This window comes from Streptomyces sp. NPDC006365 (assembly GCF_042870755.1).
Lineage (GTDB): Bacteria > Actinomycetota > Actinomycetes > Streptomycetales > Streptomycetaceae > Streptomyces > Streptomyces xiangluensis.
The window spans coordinates 249932-270783 of the sequence record NZ_JBIAHS010000001.1; the positions used below are offsets into that span (position 1 = coordinate 249932).

A 20852-nucleotide genomic window follows, 5' to 3' on the forward strand; every position below is an offset into this window, starting at 1 on the left:
TATGACCTGCGGTCCTCCGGCAGAGCCGGTTCCGCACACCCGGGAGGCACGGTCAGCTGTGTCCGGTTTTGTAGAGCGTGTGTCAGGCATCGACGACAACGAAGTTCAGGCGTTCTGGAGTCGACGGCTCGACCCGCTCCCTCAGGAGACAGCCCTGCCCGTCGACTTCCCGTATCCCCTGCGGCCCGGCGAGGAACAGCGGTCGGTGAGCCGACCGTTGGCCACCATGGCCGACGAGGTGACGCTGCTGTCCGCGTATGTCGCGGTGCTGCACCGCTACAGCGGCGCGCGGGACATCACTGTCGGGTACGACGGCCTGCCGGTCAGGGTCGCCCTGGACGGCGGCACGGAGTTCACGGAACTGGTGCGCCGGGTGGCCGAGGCGTGTGCCGAGGCCCGGGACCACCGGCTCGAACTGTCCACGCTCATCGCCCAGTTGCGGCCGGAGCCCACCCGCGGCGGCGGTCTGCTGTTCAACACGGCCTTCGGGGACACCGCATCGGCCGGCCCGCTGGACGTCACGCTTGAAGTCTCCGCCGGCGAAGTCGCGGGCGAAGTCTCCGCGGACGAAGTGCGCGTGACATACCGCCAGGATCTGTTCGAGGCCGGGACCGCCGAGCGCATCGCGGGCCACTACGCGACCTTGCTGGCCGACGCCCTGACCCGGCCGGGTACGCCCGTTGGCGAGCTGGAACTGCTCGCCGCCGAGGAGCGCCACCGCATCGTCGAGGAGTGGAACGACACCGAGCACGACGTTCCGTCACGCACCTGGCCGGAGTCGTTCGCCGAGCAGGTGCGCCTGCGCCCGGACGCCGTCGCCCTCGTCTTCGAGGACACCCGACTGACCTACGCCGAGGTCGACGAGCGCGCCAACCGGCTGGCCCACGCCCTCATCGCGCGCGGCGCCGGACCCGAACGGGTCGTCGCGCTCGCGGTACCCCGCTCGGCCGAGCTGATCATCGCCGAGGTCGCCGTGCTCAAGTCCGGCGCCGCCTACCTGCCGGTGGACACCGACTACCCGGCGGACCGCATCTCCTACATGCTCACCGACGCGGCCCCCGCCTGTCTGGTCACCACCACCGAGGCCGCGGCCGACATCCCGCCGAGCGACGGCATGGACCGGCTGATCCTCGACGAGCCCGACACCGTACGGGAGTTGGGGCAGCGCCCCGCGCACGATCCCACCCCCGAGGCGCTGTCCACCGGCAACGCCGCCTACGTCATCTACACCTCCGGCTCCACCGGCCGCCCCAAGGGCGTGGTGCTCTCGCACGCGGGCGTCGCCAAGCTGGTCGCCACACAGGCCGAACGGTTCGGCATCGGCCCGCACAGCAGGGTGCTCCAGTTCGCCTCGCCCAGTTTCGACGTGGCGTTCTGGGACCTGTGCCTCGGACTGCTCTCGGGCGGCCGGCTCGTCGTCGTACCGACCGAGCGCCGGGTGCCGGGCGCACCGCTCGCCGAGTACGCGCACGCCCATGGCATCACCTTCATGATCCTCCCGCCGGCCCTGCTCGCGGCCATGCCCGAGGACATCGAACTGCCGCCCGCCACCCTCCTTGCAGGCACCGAACGCGTCTCGCCCGAACTGGTCGGCCGTTATGCGCGCGGCCGGATGATGTTCAACGCGTACGGCCCGACCGAGGCGACGACCAACTCCACTCTCGGCCTCTGCGACCCCGACACCCCCGCCGGCACCATCGTGCCGATCGGTGTCCCCGACCCCGGGACCCGCGCCTACGTACTCGACGCCCGGCTGAAGCCCGTCCCGGCGGGCGTGGCGGGCGAGCTCTACCTCGGGGGCGCGGGCCTGGCCCGCGGCTACCTGGGGCGGCCGGACCTGACGGCCGAGCGGTTCGTCGCGGACCCGTTCGGGGCGCCCGGCGAGCGGTTGTACCGCACCGGCGACCTGGTGCGGTGGAAGGCGGACGGACGCCTTGAGTTCCTCGGCCGGGCCGACTCCCAGGTGAAGATCCGCGGCTTCCGCATCGAACCCGGCGAGATCGAGTCCGTACTGCGCGGCCACCCGGCCGTGGACCAGGCGGCGGTCGTGGTGCGTGAGGACCGGCCCGGCGACCGCAGACTGGCCGCCTATGTCGTGCCCTCCCTGGAGGCCGAGGCGGCGCGGGACGAGACCGGGCAGGTCCAGGAGTGGAAGGACCTGCACGAACTGCTCTACTCGGCGGCGGGATCCGAGGGCCGCCGGGACAACTCGGCAGGCTTCCGGGAGAACTTCGCGGGCTGGAACAGCATGTACGACGGACTGCCCATCCCCGTCGACGAGATGCGGGAGTGGCGTGACGCCACCGTCGCCCGTATCGAGGAACTGACGCCCCGCCGGGTCCTGGAGATCGGCGTCGGCAGCGGACTGATCCTCTCCCGGGTCGCGCCCGGATGCGAGGCGTACTGGGGCACCGACCTCTCCGAGGAGGCCGTACGCGCCCTGCGCACCCAGGTCGAGGCTGTGCCGGAACTGGCCGACCGGGTCCGCCTGAGCGCCCAGCCCGCCCACGACACCTCCCGGCTGCCGAAGGCCTACTTCGACACCGTCGTCATCAACTCCGTTGCCCAGTACTTCCCGAGCGCCGACTACCTCGCCGAGGTACTGGGTGCCGCTGCGGAACTGCTGGCGCCCGGCGGCAGGCTGTTCGTCGGTGACGTCCGCAATGCCCGACTGCTGCGCTGTCTGCGCGCGGCAGTCGAGACCCGCCGCGCCGACGACCCGGAGGACAAGCAGGCTCTGCGCACCGCGGTGGAGCGGTCGGTGGCCTGGGAGGGGGAGCTGCTGCTCGACCCCGACTTCTTCGCCGCGCTCGACGGCTTCGACGCCGACATCCGCGTCAAGCGCGGAGCCCATCACAACGAGCTGACCCGGTACCGCTACGACGTGGTGCTCACCAAGCGCGCCGCCGCCACTTCGGCACCGGCCGACAGCGAGGAGATCGCGTGGGCCGGCCTCGGTGGCCTGGACGACCTCGACGCCCGCCTGGGCGAACGGCCGTCCATGCTCCGGGTGGTGGGCGTGCCGAACGTCCGACTCGCCGAGGACCTGGCCGCGTTGTCCGCCCTGGACGGCAGCAGCCGCACCGCCGCACCGGCCGGCGCACCGGATCCGGAGGCGTTTCATGCGCTCGGTTCCCGGCACGGGCACCGGGTCGCCGTCACCTGGAACGGTTCCGCCGACGACGGCAGCCTCGATGTGCTGTTCGCCCTCGGTGACGCCCCGTACGACGGCCGCGTGTACTGCCCGTCCGGCACGGCCCCGCACGCCAACCGCCCCGCGCCCTTCCGTGACGTGAACGCCCTGATGAAGGGGCTGCGTTCGTACGCGGCGGACCGGCTCCCGGAGTACATGGTCCCGGCAGCCGTCGTCCCGCTCGACCGCCTTCCGGTCACCCCCAGCGGCAAGCTCGACTCGGCCGCGCTGCCCACCCCCGACTACGGCGCCCTCAGCTCCGGCCGCCCGCCGCGCGACGCCCGCGAGGAACTGCTGTGCGCGGCCTACGCCGAGGTCCTGGGCCTGCGCTCGGCCACCATCGACGACGACTTCTTCGCCCTCGGCGGCGACAGCATCACCGCCATCCAGCTCCTCGTCCACGCCCGCCGGGCCGGACTGCGCCTCAGCTCCCGCGACGTCTTCCGGCACCGTACGGTCGCGGCCCTCGCCGCAGCCGCCGACGTACGGACCGACGCGCAGGACACCGGGGAGGACGCGCCGCTCGTCCGGCTCACGGAAGCCGAACTCGCCGAGCTGCAAGGTGAACACCCGGTCGCTGTCCAGGAGTTGCTGCCGCTGAGCCCGCTCCAGGAGGGCTTCTACTTCCACTCCCTCGTCGACGGCGCCGACCGCGACGCGTACGTCGTCCAGCAGGCCCTCGAACTGTCCGGCCCGGTCGACGGCGAGACCCTGCGTCGGGCCGCCCAGCGCGTCCTGGAGCGGCACGCACCGCTGCGCGCCTGCTTCCGCCCGCTCGCCGACGGCCGTCCGGTGCAGATCGTCGCCGACCAACTCGAGCTGCCCTGGCGCGAGGTGGACCTGTCCGCGCAGAACGCGGAGGTCCGGCCGACGCTCGCCGACGCGGTCGCCGCCGACGAACGTGCCAGGCGCTTCGACCTCGCCCGCCCGCCGCTCGTGCGCTGCGCGCTCGTACGGCTCGACGAGAACCGCAGCCGACTGCTGCTGACGTTCCATCACATCGTCGCCGACGGCTGGTCCCTGCCGGTGCTGCACCGCGAGCTGATGGCCTGCTACGGGGACACGCCGGCCGAACTGCCCGAGGTCGCGCCGTACGACGGGTATCTACGCCGCCTGGCCACCGCCGACCGCGATGCCGCCCGCGAGGCCTGGCGCACCGCCCTCGCCGGTCTTGACGAGCCCACGCGGCTGGTCGAGGCGCCCGCCGACGGTACGCCGATCGAGCCCGCTCAGGTCCGCGTCGAGCTGTCCGAGCAGGTCACCGCCCGCCTTGCGGCCCGGGCCCGGGAACTCGGGGTGACTCTGGGCACGGTCGTGCAGAGCGCCTGGGGTCTGCTGATCGGGCGGCTGACCGCCCGGCAGGACGTGGTGTTCGGCACCACCGTCTCCGGCCGTGACGCCGAGGTCGAGGGCATCGAGTCCATGGTCGGCCTGTTCATCAACACCCTGCCCACGCGCTTTTGTTGGGAGCCCGCCGACACCCTCGCCGAGCTGCTCGGCCGGCTCCAGGACGAGCAGGCGCGGCTGCTGGACCACCAGCACCTCGGCCTCGCGGAGCTGCAGCGGGTCGCCGGGCTCGCGGGCAGCGGCGAGCTCTTCGACACCCTGGTCGTCTTCGAGAACTACCCGTCCGCGACCGGCCTCACCGACCCGTCCGGCACCGTCCACGTCACGGGCCATGAGTTCCACGACGCCGTGCACTACCCGCTCGCCCTGATCGTGAAGCCGGGCCGCCGACTCGACCTGCGCCTCAAGCACCACGCCCAGCGGCTCGACGCCGAGAGCGTGCACCGGATCGCGGACCGGCTCACCCGGATCCTGGACGCCCTCGCCGCCGACCCCGGGCAGCCGGCCGCCGGCCTGGAACTGCTCTCCGCGGAGGAACTGTCCCTCGCCCATCCGGCCGGCGACCGGCGGGACGTGCCTGAGACGACGCTCGCCGCCGCCTTCGATGCCCAGGCCGCCCGCACTCCGCGGGCCACGGCCGTGGTGTACGAGGACGAGACGCTCACGTATCGCGAACTGGACGCCCGCGCCGAGGAGTTGGCGGCACGGCTCAGAACCCGGGGCGCCCGTCCCGGCTCGGTCGTCGCGGTCGCCGTACCGCGCTCGGCGGAACTCATGGTCGCCCTGCTGGGCGTGCTCAAGTCCGGCGCCGCCTACCTCCCCGTCGACGTGGACTACCCGGCCGACCGTGTGACGCACATGCTCACCGACTCGGGAGCGGCGACGGTCGTCACCACGACGGCCACCGCACCGCGGCTGCCCGAAGTCGCCGGGCTCACACCCCTGTTGCTGGACACCCTGGACACCCCGGCCGACGACGAGGCGCACACCACCGCCCCCGATCCGGCCCGCCCCGACGACCCGGCCTACCTGATCTACACCTCCGGCTCGACCGGCCGCCCCAAGGGCGTCGTCGTCACCCACCGGGCCATCGTCAACCGCCTGGCCTGGATGCAGGGCGAGTACCGACTCGCCGCCGACGACCGTGTGTTGCAGAAGACCCCGGCCAGCTTCGACGTCAGTGTCTGGGAGTTCTTCTGGGCGCTGTGCGAGGGCGCCGCAGTCGTCCTCGCGCGCCCCGACGGACACCGCGACCCGGCGTACCTGGCCGGGCTGATCCGTGAGCAGGGCGTCACCACCCTGCACTTCGTGCCCTCGATGCTCGAAGCCTTCCTGCAGTCCGAGGAGATCACCGCCGATCCCGCCTGGGCGGCCTCACTGCGTCGTGTCTTCAGCAGTGGCGAGGCGCTGCCCGGCGCCGCCGCGCACCGCTGGCAGGCGCTCACCGGGGTACCGCTGCACAACCTGTACGGCCCCACCGAGGCCGCCGTCGACGTCACGTACCACCCGTACGACGGCACACCCGGCACCACCGTGCCCATCGGCCGTCCTGTGTGGAACACCGGCCTGCGCGTACTGGACTCCTGCCTGCGCCCGGTGCCCGAAGGCACCCCCGGCGAGCTGTACCTGACGGGCGTTCAGCTGGCGCGCGGCTATCACGCCCGCCCCGGCCTGACCGCCGAGCGGTTCGTGGCCGATCCGTACGGCGCGCCCGGCGAGCGCATGTACCGCACGGGTGACCTGGTGCGCCGCCGCGCCGACGGGAGCGTCGAGTACCTGGGGCGCACCGACCGTCAGGTCAAGATCCGCGGCAACCGCATCGAACTCGGCGAGATCGAGGCCGCGTTGACCCGCCATCCCGGCGTCGCCCAGGCCGCAGTCACCGTCGCGGGCAGCGCACTGATCGCGTACGTCGTCCCCTCCCGCGACGCCCGTCCGGAGCCCGCGGAACTTCAGGCCGCTCTCGCAGAGTCGCTGCCCGCGCCCATGGTGCCCGGCGCCTATGTCGTCCTCGACGCCCTGCCGTTGACCCCCAGCGGCAAGCTCGACCGGGCCGCACTGCCCGCGCCGCAGACGGTACGCGCCGAGGCGCGGGCCCCGCGCGACGAGCGCGAACGCGCCCTCACCGAGATCTTCGCGGCCGTGCTGAAGCTCGACGACGTCGGCATCGACGACGACTTCTTCATGCTCGGCGGCGACAGCATCACCTCGATCGGCGTCTCCAGCCGCGCCCGCAGTGCAGGCCTGGAGCTCAATCCGCGGGACGTCTTCGAGCACCGCACTCCCGCAGCGCTCGCCGCGGCGGCCGTCCCGGTGGCCTCGGCCCGCATGCTGACCTCCGCGTTCTCCCTCACCGCCGACGAGACAGAGCGCGTTCACCGGCTCAGCCCGTACCCCGTCGAGGACATCTGGCCGCTTGCCCCGCTCCAGGAAGGGCTGTTCTTCCACTCGACGTACGACGACAGTGCCCTGGACGTCTACACCGTCCACGAGTCGTTCGACTTCGCCACGCCCGTCGAGGCGGACCGGCTGCGCACCGCGGCCCGCGTCCTGCTGGAACGCCACCCGAGCCTGCGCGCCGGGTTCACCAGCGAAGGCCTGCGCCAGCCGGTGCAGTTCATCGTCCGCGAGCCGGAGATCCCGCTCCACGAGGTCGACCTGTCCGGGCTGCCCGTCCCCGAACAGGACGTACGACTGCGGGAGTTGATGGATGAGGAGCGCACCCGCCGCTTCGACCTGACCCGGCCCCTGCTGTTCCGGATGCTTCTCGTGCGGCTCGGTGAGGAGCGCGGCGACCGGCTGGTCGTCGGCCGGCATCTGCTGCTGTGGGACGGCTGGTCGGCGTGGCTGTTCCTGGACCAGCTCTTCGCCCTGTACGAGTCCGGCGGCGACGCGAGTGCCCTGCCCGCGCCCGGCTCGTACCGCGACTACCTCACCTGGCTGGAGGCCCAGGACACCGCGGTCGCCACCCTCGCGTGGCGTACGGCCCTCGCCGGTCTGGACGAGCCCACCCTGCTCGCCGCCGCCGACCAGGGCCTGGAGCCGGACATCCCGGAGAGCCTGGACGCCGCCCTCCCGGCGGACCTGGGCGAGCGGCTGCGCGACACGGCACGCCGGCACGGACTGACCCTCAACTCGGTGCTCACCGCTGCCTGGGGCCTGACGCTGGCGAGCGCGACCGGCCGCAATGACGTGGTCTTCGGCACCACCGTCGCGGGCCGGCCGAGCGAGGTGCCGGACATCGAGCACGTCATCGGCATGTTCCTCAACACCGTCCCCGCCCGGATCGCCTACGACCCCGCCGAGCCCGTGCTCGGACTGCTGCGGCGCGTCCAGGACGAACGCCTTGCCGTGATGCCGTACGAGTACCTGGGCCTGGGCGTCCTCCAGGCCGAGACCGGCCACCGCCGGCTGTTCGACACACTTTTCGTGCTGCGCAACAGCGACACGGAGGAACGACTCGCCGAGCTGGCGGACCGGCACGGCGCCCGAGCCGTCGCCAACGTCGACGCGACGCACTATCCCGTGAACCTGGTCGTCACACCGGGGCAGCGCATCCACGTCACCCTCACCCACCGGGCCGACGTCGTCGGTGGGCGGCAGGCGCAGGACCTGCTCGACCGCTTCACGCTGCTGCTGGAGCGGCTGGCTCATGACCTGGACGCCCCCGTGGGCGGCCTCGACCCGCTGCTTCCCGCCGAGCACGCCGAGTTGGAGCGCGAGCGGGCCGCGAGCCGTGTCCCCGACCCCGAGGACACCATCGCCGACCTCCTGGCCGCGCAGGCCGCCGCCACCCCTGAGGACACCGCGCTCGTCTTCGGCGACACGACCCTGTCGTACGCCGAACTCGACACCCGTATCAACCGCGTGGCCCGGCTGCTGCTCGCCCGCGGTGCCGCGCCCGAGAGGGTCGTCGCCCTCGGGCTGCCCCGCTCCCTGGACATGGTCGTCGCTCTGTTCGCCGTACTGCGCACCGGGGCCGCGTATCTGCCGCTGGAGCTGGACTACCCGGACGACCGGCTCGCCACGATGCTCGACGACGCCCGGCCGGCACTGATCCTGTCCACCGAAGCGGTCGCCGCACGACTGGAGGGTGCCGCCCCCGACAGCCCGCGCGTGCTGCTCGACGACCCGGCGGTGACGGCCGAACTGGCCGCGCTTCCCGGCGACCTGACACGCCAGGTGTTCAGCCTGGAGCACCCGGCGTACGTCATCTACACCTCCGGCTCCACCGGCCGCCCCAAGGGCGTCGTCACGCCGTACCGCGGCCTGACCAATATGCAGCTCAACCACCAGCGGGAGATCTTCGAACCGGCCATCGCCTCGGCGGGCGGCCGTCGGCTGCGCATCGCGCACACGGTGTCCTTCGCCTTCGACATGTCGTGGGAGGAACTGCTGTGGCTGGTCGAGGGGCATGAGGTGCACATCTGCGACGAGGAGCTGCGGCGCGACGCCGAAGCCCTGGTCGCGTACTGCGAAGCTCATCGCGTGGACGTCGTCAACGTCACCCCCACATACGCCCATCTCCTCATCGAGCAGGGCCTGTTGGAGGGCCACCGGCCACCGCTGGTGCTGCTCGGCGGCGAGGCCGTCTCGGAGACGGTGTGGAACCGGCTGCGCGACACCGAGGGCACATACGGCTACAACCTCTACGGGCCGACCGAGTACACCATCAACACCCTCGGCGGCGGCACCCTCGACAGCGCGACGCCCACCGTCGGGCGTCCGATCCGCGGGACGCGGGCCCACATCCTGGACGGTTGGCTGCGACCGGTTCCGGACGGCGTCCCCGGCGAGCTCTACATCGCCGGTATCGGTCTGGCCCGCGGCTACCTCGGCCGCCCCGGCCTGACCGCCGAGCGCTTCGTCGCCGACCCGTTCGGCGAACCCGGCGAGCGCATGTACCGCACCGGCGACCTGGTGCGCCGTCGCGCCGACGGCAACCTGGACTTCCTGGGCCGCACCGACGACCAGGTCAAGATCCGCGGCTACCGCGTGGAGCTGGGCGAGATCGAGACCGCGCTCGCCCAGCACCCCCGGGTGGCCCAGGCCGCCGTCCTCGTCCGCGACGACCGGCTCGTCGGCTACGTCGTCCCCGACCGTCCCACCGGCGGCGAACGGGACACCGCCGAGCGCGAACAGGTCGGCGAGTGGCAGGAGATCTACTCCGACGAGTACGAGGAGATCAGCACCGCCGTCTTCACCGAGGACTACGCCGGCTGGGACTCCTCGTACGACGGGCAGCCCATCCCCTTCGACCACATGCGGGAGTGGCGCGAGGCCACCGTCGAGCGCATCGGTTCGCTGCGGCCCCGGCGGATCCTGGAGATCGGCGTCGGCTCCGGCCTGCTGCTGTCCCGGCTCGCGCCGCAGGCCGAGGCCTACTGGGCCACCGACTTCGCCGCCCCCGTCATCCGCAAGATCGGCGAGGACCTGCGCCAGGACCCGGAACTCGCCGCCAAGGTCACTCTCCGCGCGCAGCCCGCCGACGACCTCGACGGGCTGCCCGGCGACGGCTACTTCGACACGATCGTCATCAACTCCGTCATCCAGTACTTCCCGAGCATCGACTACCTCACGTCGGTGATCCAGGGCGCCATGGAGCTGCTTGCCCCCGGCGGCGCGCTCTTCGTCGGCGACGTGCGCAACCTACGGCTCGCCCGCACCTTCCAGACGGAGATCCAGCTCGCGCGCGGCGTGACCGGTGACGCTCTGGGCAGGGCCGTCGAACGCGGACTGCGCCTGGAGAAGGAACTCCTCGTCGACCCCGACTACTTCACCACCCTCGGCTACGGAGTCGACCTCCGCACCAAGCGCGCCCGCCACCACAACGAGCTGAGCCGCTACCGCTATGACGCCGTTCTGTACGCGGGCGATCCCGCCCTGCGACTCGACGACGTCCCGGCCGTCGACTTCACCGAAGACCTCGACCTGACGGAGCTCGTCGCCACAGTCCCGCTGCGGCTCACCGGTATCCCCGACGCCCGTATCGGAGCCGACGGCGGAGTGGACCCGCAGACGCTCCACGACCTCGGTGCCGAACGCGGTCACCGCGTGCTGACCACCTGGTCCCGCGAAGTGGGCACGTACGACGCCGTGTTCCTGGCCGGTGACGGCGGTGACGGCGGTGACGGCGGCGGGGCCGGTGACGCTCCCGGGCTGACCGCCGGCCTGTATCTCCCCGGCGGTGGGACGGCCCCGTACGCCAACGAACCGACCGCCGCGCGCGACGCGAACAGCCTGGTCCGGCAGCTCCGTGACGACCTCAAGCAGCGGCTGCCCGACTACATGGTCCCGGCCGCCTTCGTCACCCTCGACCGGCTGCCCATGAACGACAACGGCAAGCTCGACGTGCGCGCCCTGCCCGAAGCCGAACCGGCCGTCGCGCTCGGCACCGGACGAGGACCGCGCACTCCCGAGGAGGAGGTGCTCTGCCGGCTCTTCGCGGAGGTCCTCGGCCTGCCCGAAGTCGGTGCCGAGGACGGCTTCTTCGACCTCGGCGGCCACTCCCTGCTCGCCACCCGGCTGATCAGCCGGGCCCGCACCGAGCTGGGCGCCGAACTGGCGATCCGCGACCTCTTCGAGGCCCCGACACCTGAGCTGCTCGCCGCCCGCGCCGACGGCGGACGACCGGCACGCCCGGCCGTCGTGCCTGTCGTCGACCGGCCCGAACGCATCCCGCTGTCGGCCGCCCAGCGCCGCCTGTGGCTGGTGGAACGGATCACGGGCAGCGGCGTCGCGTACAACTTCCCGCTGGTCTTCCGGCTCCGCGGCGAACTCGACCTGGACGCGCTGCGGACCGCCCTGCGGGACGTGGCCGGCCGGCACGAGGCGCTGCGCACCGTGTTCCTCGAGGAGGACGGGGAGCCGTATCAGCGGATCGTCCCGGCGGCCGAGGGCGAGCCCTCGTTCACCGTCATGGACTGCGCCGAGGACGCCCTGCCCACCCTGATCGAGACGGCCCAGCGCCGCCCCTTCGATCTCAGCCGTGAACTCCCGCTGCGCTGCGAGGTGTTCCGGATCGCTCCTGCCGACCATGTCGTGGCCGTGGTGCTGCACCACATCACCACCGACGAGTGGTCCGACCGGCCGTTCCTCAACGACCTCACCACCGCTTACCAGGCTCGTCGCGAGGGCCGCGAGCCGGAGTGGGCGCCGCTCCCGGTGCAGTACGCCGACTACACGCTCTGGCAGGACACCTTGCTCGGCGGTCGGCTCGGGGAGGAGCAACTCGCCCACTGGACCGAGGCCTTGCGCGCCCTCCCGGACGAACTGACCCTGCCCCTCGACCGGCCCCGCCCGGCCGAGCCCACGGGCCGGGGCGGCAAGGTCCGCTTCGAACTGCCCACCGACACCGGCCGGGAACTGCGCGAGCTGTCCTCCGCCACGGGCACCAGCATGTTCATGCTGTTCCAGGCTGCCACCGCCGCCTTGCTGCACCGGCTCGGTGCCGGGGACGACATTCCGCTCGGCGCACCCATCGCGGGCCGTACGGATGACGCGCTCGACGATCTGGTCGGCTTCTTCGTCAACACGCTTGTGCTGCGTACCGATCTGTCCAGCGGCCCTCTGTCCAGCGGCCCTCTGTCCGGCGGTGATCTCACCTTCCGCCAACTCCTCGGGCGCGTGAGGGAGTCGGCGCTGGAGGCGTTCGAGCACCAGGATCTGCCCTTCGACCAGGTGGTCGAGGCGGTCAACCCGGCGCGCGTGGCGGGGCGCAACCCGCTCTTCCAGGTCATGCTCGGATACCACTACCGGCCCGACGGCGACCCGGACGTGCTCGGCATGCCGACCGAGTGGTTCGACATGGACACCGGCATGGCGAAGTTCGACCTCCACTTCACCTTCGTGGACGAGGCAGGCCGGGACCGTCTGGTGCTGCTCCTGGAATACGCGGCCGACCTGTGTGACGAGACGACCGCCGAGCGGCTGGCCGGGCGTCTGGTGCGGCTGCTGGAGCAGGTGGTGGCCGATCCGGACCAGCCCGTACGGGACTTGGAGGTCCTGGAGGAGTCCGAGCGGCAGTCCGTCCTCGGCCGGTGGAACGACACCGCGCACGATGTGGAGCCGACCACCCTGCCGGAGCTGTTCCGCGCCCAAGCGGCCCGCACACCCGACGCGCTCGCCCTCGTCCTCGGCGAACAGCGGCTCACCTATGCCGAGTTGGACTCGCGTGTCGAGTACACCGCGCGGGTGCTGGCCGGCATGGGCGTGGGCCCGGAGCGCACGGTGGCGGTCGCGCTGCCTCGATCGGTGGACCTCGTGGTGGCGCTGCTGGCGGTGCACCGCGCGGGTGGGGCGTACCTGCCGCTGGACGCCGACTACCCGGAGGAGCGGCTCGCCCTCATGGTGGAGGACGCCCGTCCGGTGTGCGTGATCCGGGACGCCCTGCCGGACGGACCGGCAGGTGAACTGCCACTGGGCTACGACCCGTTGAGCCCGGCGTATGTCATCTACACGTCCGGTTCGACCGGCCGTCCCAAGGGCGTGGTGGTGCCGCACCAGGGCATCGTCAACCGTCTGCTGTGGATGCAGGCAGCGTACGGACTCACCGGTGACGACCGGGTGCTGCAGAAGACGCCGTCCAGCTTCGACGTGTCCGTGTGGGAGTTCTTCTGGCCGCTGATCACCGGGGCGACGCTCGTCGTGGCTCGGCCGGAGGGCCACAAGGACCCGGCCTATCTCGCCGAGTTGATCCAGCAACAGCAGATCACGACGGTGCACTTCGTGCCGTCGATGCTCCAGCTGTTCCTTGAGGAACCCTCCGCGGCGCGGTGCACCGGCCTGCGCCGAGTGATGTGCAGCGGCGAGGCCCTGCCGGTACCGCTGGCGAACCGCTTCCACCAGGTGCTCTCCGCCGAGCTGCACAACCTCTACGGCCCGACCGAGGCGTCCGTCGACGTCACCGCGATCGAGGTGCGACCGGAAGCGGAGAGCGTGCCGATCGGCCGCCCGGTGTGGAACACCGGCGTGTACGTCCTGGACGCCGGACTCCGTCCGGTGCCTCCGGGCGTCCCCGGCGAGCTCTACCTGGCGGGCGTCCAGCTCGCCCGGGGCTACCTCGACCGTCCCGGCCTGACCGCCGAGCGGTTCGTCGCCGATCCGTACGGCGAACCCGGCGCCCGTATGTACCGCACGGGAGACCTGGCCCGTTGGACGGCCGACGGCACAGTCGAATACCTCGGCCGCACCGACGACCAGGTCAAGATCCGCGGCTTCCGCATCGAACTCGGCGAGGTCGAGGCCGTGCTCGCCCGGCACGAGGCCGTCGCCCACGCCGTCGTCATTCCACATGACCAGCGACTCGTCGCGTACATCGTCCCGGCCGCGGACCGGGCACCTGAATCGGCCGCTTTGCGTGCCCACACCGGGGCAGCCCTGCCCGAGCACATGGTCCCCGCGGCCTTCGTGGCCGTCGACGCCCTGCCGCTCACCCCCAACGGCAAGCTCGACCGCAAGGCTCTGCCCGCCCCCGACTTCACGGCGGAAACGGGCAGCGGCAGTGCTCCGCGCACCCCGCGCGAGGAGATCCTCTGCGGACTGTTCGCGGACGTGCTGGGCCTGGAACGGATCGGTGTCGACGACGACTTCTTCGCGCTCGGCGGCCACTCGCTCCTGGCCATGCGGCTGGTCAGCCGCGTACGGGCGGCTCTGGGCGGCGAGCTGGCGCTGCGCACGGTTTTCGAGGCCCCGACGGTGGCCCGGCTCGCGGAGCAAACGGCGGGTGCCGCCGACGAGCCCGCGCGCCCGGCCCTGACCGCTGCCCCGGAACGGCCGGAGCGGCTGCCCCTGTCCTTCGCCCAGCAGCGCCTGTGGGTGCTGTATCAGGTGGAGGGTCCCAGCCCCACGTACAACATCCCGATCGTCTGGCGGCTTTCCGGAGCGCTCGACACGGACGCGCTCCGGCTCGCCGTCGACGATCTGGTCGCCCGGCACGAGCCGCTGCGCACCGTCTTCCCGGAACAGGACGGCCGCGCCCACCAGTTGATCCTCGACCCCGAACGGGCCGGGGTCCAGGTGGAGGTCGTCCGCACCAGTGAGGAGGAGCTGGGCGGGCGGCTCGTCGAGGCCGCCGAGTACGGCTTCGAGCTGGACCGTGAACCGCCGCTGCGCGTCCGCCTGTTCCAGGTCGCCGACGACGAACACGTACTGCTGTTCCTGCTCCACCACATCGCGGGCGACGAGTGGTCCGACCTGCCGCTCACCCGGGACCTGACCGACGCGTACGCGGCACGGGCCGCGGGCCGTGCCCCGGACCGGGCACCCCTGCCCGTCCAGTACGCCGACTTCAGCCTGTGGCAGCGGGCGATGCTCGGCGACGAGAAGGACCCGGCCAGCCTGGCCGCGCGTCAACTCGACTTCTGGCAGCGGAACTTGGCGGGACTCCCGGAGGAGCTTGCGCTGCCCGTCGACCGGCCGCGTCCGCTGGAGGCAAGTTACCGCGGCGGGACCGTGCACATGCCGCTGGACCCGCAGCTTGCGGCTCAGCTGCGCGAACTGGCCCGGACGGGCAATGTGAGCATGTTCATGGTCGTCCAGGCCGCGGTGGCGGCGCTGCTGACCCGGCTCGGAGCCGGTACCGACATCCCGCTGGGCAGCCCGATCGCAGGTCGCACCGAGGAGGCGCTGGAGGACCTGGTCGGGTTCTTCCTCAACACGCTGGTACTGCGCACCGACACCGCGGGGGAGCCCACCTTCCGCGAACTCCTCGGCCGCGTACGGGAGACGGACCTCGCCGCCTTCGACCACCAGGACGTGCCGTTCGAACGGGTGGTGGACGCGCTCAGTCCCGCTCGCTCGCTCGCGCGGCACCCACTGTTCCAGGTCATGGTCGTGTACCTCGCCGCGGGTGGTGACGACGCCGGCTTCGCCGGGCTGCGCTCGCGGCGGGAGGAGATCGGCCAGACCACCGCCAAGTTCGACCTCTCCTTCGACTTCGTGGAGCGGGCCGACGGCGAAGGCGTCGACGGAGTCCTGGAGTACAGCACCGACCTGTTCGACCACGCCACCGCCGAGGCCGTCGCCGAACGGCTGATCCGCCTGCTGCGTGCGGTGGTGGCCGCCCCCGACACACCGATCACCCGGATCGACGTCCTCGGCGCCGCCGAACGCCGACGGATCCTCACCGAGTGGAACGACACGCCCGCACTCGCCCCGCCCACCACCGTCCCGGCTCTCTTCGAGCGGCAGGCCGAACTCTCCCCGGACGCCCCCGCCGTGGCCTCCGACGGCCTCCGGCTGACCTTCGCCCAACTGAACGCCAAGGCCAACCGGCTCGCCCGGCTGCTGCTCACGCACGGCGCCGGACCCGAGCGGATCGTCGCCCTGGCGCTGCCCCGTACCGCCCGCACCCTGCTCGCCATCCTGGCGGTGCAGAAGGCCGGTGCCGCGTATCTGCCGCTCGACCCGGACGCCCCGGCGGGCCGCACCCGCGACATGCTCGACGACGCCCGCCCGGTACTCGTCCTCACCACGAAGGACCTCGCCCCGCTGCTGCCCCCGGACGGCCCGCCGGCCATGCTCCTCGACGACCCGAGGACCGCGGAACTGCTCGCGGGCGAGAGCACCGCCGACCTTCTCGACACCGACCGCACCGAACCGCTGACGCCGCGCCACCCGGCCTATGTGATCTACACCTCCGGTTCCACCGGCCGCCCCAAGGGAGTTGTCGTCACCCACGAGACCGTGGGCAACCTCTTCCACAGCCACCGCGAGACGTTGTACGCATCGGCCAAGGCCGCCACAGGCCGGCGGCATCTACGAGCCGGACACGCCTGGGCGTTCTCCTTCGACGCCTCCTGGCAACCACAGTTGTGGCTGCTCGACGGGCACTGCGTGCATGTGGTCTCGGACGAGACCCGTCGCGACCCCGAACTGCTCGCGGCGGCCGTCGTCGAGCACGGCTTCGACTTCCTGGAGGTCACGCCGTCGTTCTTCGCGCAGATGGCTCAGACGGGACTGGTCCGCGAGGACGGCAGCTGCCCGCTCGCCGTCGTCGGCGTCGGCGGCGAGGCCGTACCGGCGGCGCAGTGGGAGCGGCTCGGGCGACTGCCCGGCACCGAGGCGTTCAACCTGTACGGGCCCACCGAGTCCACCGTCGACGCTCTCGTGGCGCGGGTCCGCGACAGCGACCGGCCTCTCGTCGGCCGACCCGTGGCGGGCACCCGGGCATACGTACTCGACGACCGGCTGCAACCCCTACCGCCCGGCGTCACGGGCGAGCTGTACCTGGCCGGTGGCGGTCTGGCCCGCGGCTATCTGGGCCGTCCCGCGCTGACCGCCGAGCGCTTCGTCGCCGACCCGTTCGGGCCGCCCGGCTCGCGGCTGTACCGGACCGGTGACCTGGCCCGGTGGACCGCCGACGGACAGATCGACTACCTGGGCCGTGCCGACGACCAGGTGAAGATCCGCGGCTTCCGGATCGAACCCGGCGAGATCGAGTCCGTGCTCTCCTCCCACTCCGACGTCGCCCAAGCAGTGGTGACAGTACGTCAGGAGGGGTCGCGGAAACTGCTGGTGGCGTACGTCGTTCCGGTCGCCGGACGGCTCCCCGACGCCGGACGGCTGCGTGGGCACGTCGGCGGGCAGTTGCCGGACTACATGGTCCCGGCCGCCGTCGTACTCCTGGACCGGCTGCCCGCACTGGCCAACGGCAAGCTGGACCGGGCCGCCCTGCCTGCCCCGGACTTCAGCGCCGTCTCCACCGGCCGGGCTCCCGGTACGGAACTGGAGAAGACCCTCTGCGGCGTCTTCGCCGACGTACTCGGACTGGACGAAGTGGGCGTCGACGACGACTTCTTCACCCTGGGCGGCGACAGCATCGTGGCCATGCAGCTCGTGAGCAGGGCTCGGGCGGCGGGGGTGCGGATCACCCCGCGCCTGGTGTTCCGTCACCGTACGGTCGCCGCTCTCGCCGAGGTCGCGACGGCTGCCGGACCCGAGGCCACCCGTGCCCGCCCCGCCGACGACGGAATCGGCACCGTGCCATTGACGCCGGTCATGCACTGGCTGCGCGAACTCGGCGGCTCCTTCAAGGGCTACCACCAGGCCGCCCTGGTCCGGACTCCCGCCGCCCTGGACCGGCCGAAGCTGGCCGCCGTGCTGCGGGCGATCGCGGATCGGCACGCCATGCTGCGCGGCAGGCTGGTCCGTACGGGAGGCACGGGCAGTACGGGAGGCACGGGCAGTACGGGAGCCGACGACTGGGCCATCGAGGTCCCGGGCCCTGACGCGGTGGACACCGAGGCATGGATCGAGCGAGTCGACGTCGCAGGGCTGGACGCCGAGGCGCTGCGGACGGTGGTCGCGGAACGCGCCCGTGCCGCCCGCGCGACGCTCGACCCGGATGCCGGCGCCATGGTGCGGGCCGTGTGGTTCGACGCGGGCGGTGAGCCGGGCAGACTGCTGCTGATGGCCCATCACCTCGTCACCGACGGCGTCTCCTGGCGCGTCCTGCTGCCCGACCTGGCCGCCGCCTGGCAGGACGTCGCAGCCGGGCGCCCGGCGGAACTCCCGCCCGTCGACACCTCCTTCCGCACCTGGTCCCGCAAGCTGGCCGAGCTGGCCCAGGACCCGGCCCGCGACGCGGAACTGCCCTTCTGGACCGGCGTGTTCGAAGGCGCCGCGCCCTTCCCGCTGAACCGGCCGCTCGACCCGGACCGCGACACCGTCGGCACGGTACGGGAACTGGCACTGCGCCTGCCCGCCGACCAGACGGGCCCGCTGCTCTCGGCCGTGCCCGCCGCCTTCGGCGCGAACGTCAACGACGTCCTGCTCACCGGTCTCGGCCTCGCCGTGGCCGACTGGCGGCGACGCCACGGGGACGGCTCGGCGGGTCCGGTCCTCGTCGACCTCGAAAGCCACGGCCGCGAGGAGGAGTTGGCGGGGGACGCCGATCTGTCGCGTACGGTCGGCTGGTTCACCAGCGTCTTCCCGGTCCGCCTGGACACCGGCCCCGCCGACCTGGACGACGCGCTCCAGGGCGGCCCGGCTGCGGACGAGGCGGTGGCCGCGGTACGACGGCATCTCGGCTCGCTGCCCGCGAACGGCGTCGGCTACGGCATGCTGCGCCACCTCAACCCCCGTACGGCACCGGTCCTCGCCGCCTTCGAAACACCGGCGATCGAGTTCAACTACCTCGGCCGGTTCGGCATCCCCGAGGAGACGGACTGGTCGTACGCCGCGGAGGAGGACGTCGCGGACATCGGCGCCGAACCGGAGATGCGCGAGGGCCACGCCCTCGGCATCAACGTCGTGACCGAGGACCGCGCCGACGGCCCCGTCCTGGCCGCCCACTGGTCCTGGCCCGAGGCCGTCCTGTCCGAGGAGGCGGTCCGCGACCTGGCCGAGACCTGGTTCCGCGCCCTGAAGGCCCTTGTCACCCGCATCCAGCACCGTCCCCAGCCCCTTGCCCGCTAGTCCCGCACCCAGGAGGATCACCGCATGAGCAGCGGCAACACCAACCCGTTCGAGAACCCCGACGGCGTCTATTCCGTGCTCGTCAACGACGAGGGCCAGCACAGCCTCTGGCCCGACTTCGTGGACGTCCCCGCGGGCTGGACCGTCGCCCACGGCCCTGGCCCCCGTCAGGAGTGCCTCGACTACATCGAGACCAACTGGACCGACATGCGACCCACGAGTCTGGTGGAGCGGATGGAGCGGATGGAGCGGACCGGCTGACCCGATGCTCAGCACCAGACTCACCAACGCGCACATCCTGACGATGGACCCGGACCACCCCGTCGCCCACGACCTCGGCATCTGGCAGGGCCGGATCGTGGGCCTGGACGAGGCGGTGACCGCGCTGCCCGCGCGCCGGGTGGTGGATCTCCAGGGCGCCACCGTGCTGCCCGGGTTCATCGACAGCCATGTGCACCTGGCGTGGACCGGCCTCAAGGCGGCCACCCCGAGCGTGACGCCGTGCACCTCGGCCGACGACGTGCTCGGGGTCGTCGCGGCCGCCGTGGCGGGCACGCCGCCCGGAGGCTGGACGCAGCTCGTGGGGTACGACCAGCGGGCACTGGGCCGCCATCTGACCGCCGCCGAGCTGGACAAGGTCAGCGAGGGGCGCAAGGTGTACCTGCTGCACGACTCCGGACACGGCTGTGTGGTCAACACCGCCGTCCTGGACCTGCTGCCCGCCCATGTACCGCACGAGGACGGCTTCCTCGCCGAGCAGGCCATGGGAGCCGCAAGGGCGCTGCGACTGCCGTACTCCCAGGAGGAGTTGGCGCGGGCGATCGGGCGCGCGGCCCGCGTCTGTCTGACCGAGGGCGTGACGGCCTGCGCCGAGGCGGGCATCGGCGGCGCCCTGTTCGGGCACAGTCCGGTCGAGCTGGGCGCCTACCAACTCGCCCGCGATCAGGGGAAGTTGCCGCTGAGGGTGCAGCTCATGGTGGCAGCGGACCGGCTGAACCCGGTCGCCGCACACGAGGACGACGGCATCCCGCGCGCCCTCGACCTCGGACTGCGCACCGGGTTCGGGGACGAATGGCTCTCCGTGGGCGCGCTGAAGATCTACACCGACGGCGGCATGATGGCCCGTACGGCCGCACTCAGCAGCCCGTACGAAGGCCTGGACCACGCCGGCCAGTTGCAGGACGAGCCCGAGGTGCTCGCGGACACGATCGTGGACGGCCATCTCGGCGGCTGGCAGCTCGCCGTCCACGCCATCGGCGACCGCGCGGCCGACGTCGCCCTTGACGCCCTGGAGCGGGCGCATCACCTCCGGCCGCGGCCGGGCGCACGGCACCGCATCGAACACGCGGGACTGATCCGGCCCGACCAGCTGACCCGCATGGCGCGGCTCGGCGTGAGCGCCGTGGTGCAGCCGAACTTCCTGCGCTACTTCGGCGACGACTACGCCTCGATCATGGGCGAGGAGCGGGCGCCGTGGATGTACCGGGGAAGGGGATTTCTCGAGCACGGCATCACACTGGTGGGCAGCTCCGACCGGCCTGTCGCGGACGGATCACCGCTGCGGGCCGTCCAGTTCATGGTCGAGCGGGCTTCGGAGTCGGGCCAGGTGATCGGCCCGGACGAGTCCGTCACCGTCGACGAGGCCCTGCGCGCTTACACCGTCGGCGGGGCCTTCGCCTGCCACTGGGACTCCGTCGCGGGCAGTCTCACCCCGGGCAAGCGCGCCGATCTGGTCGTGCTGGGAGACGACCCGAGGCGGGTCGACACCTCACGCATCGGCGACATCGAGGTGGTGACGACGTTCGTCGACGGTCAGGAGACCGACGAATAACCGACCACCTGGTCTCGCCCGGTGGAGCGCAGCAGCGGGCCTCGCCCCCGCGCCCCTGAAAGG

3 protein-coding genes are annotated in these 20852 nt (G+C 72.2%); all 3 read left to right on the forward strand.

Features of this window, described 5'->3' with window-relative positions; genetic code table 11:
* Nucleotide 1: 1 nt before the first annotated feature.
* From ACFYO0_RS01265 to ACFYO0_RS01275, 3 genes are read left to right on the forward strand one after another with little or no spacing between them, the layout of a single operon-like run.
* Nucleotides 2-18958, forward strand: a complete 18957-nt coding sequence (locus ACFYO0_RS01265) for an amino acid adenylation domain-containing protein (RefSeq protein ID WP_388668701.1) — start codon at nucleotides 2-4, stop codon at nucleotides 18956-18958.
* Nucleotides 18959-18982: 24 nt separating this feature from the next.
* Nucleotides 18983-19219 carry an MbtH family protein gene (locus tag ACFYO0_RS01270; RefSeq protein WP_388668704.1) on the forward strand — a complete coding sequence of 79 codons (237 nt, stop codon included), beginning with the start codon at nucleotides 18983-18985 and terminating at the stop codon, nucleotides 19217-19219.
* A gap of 4 nt (nucleotides 19220-19223) precedes the next feature.
* The gene (locus ACFYO0_RS01275) at nucleotides 19224-20789 is read left to right on the forward strand and encodes an amidohydrolase (protein WP_388668707.1); all 1566 of its coding nucleotides are present in this window, start codon (nucleotides 19224-19226) and stop codon (nucleotides 20787-20789) included.
* Nucleotides 20790-20852: the final 63 nt, after the last annotated feature.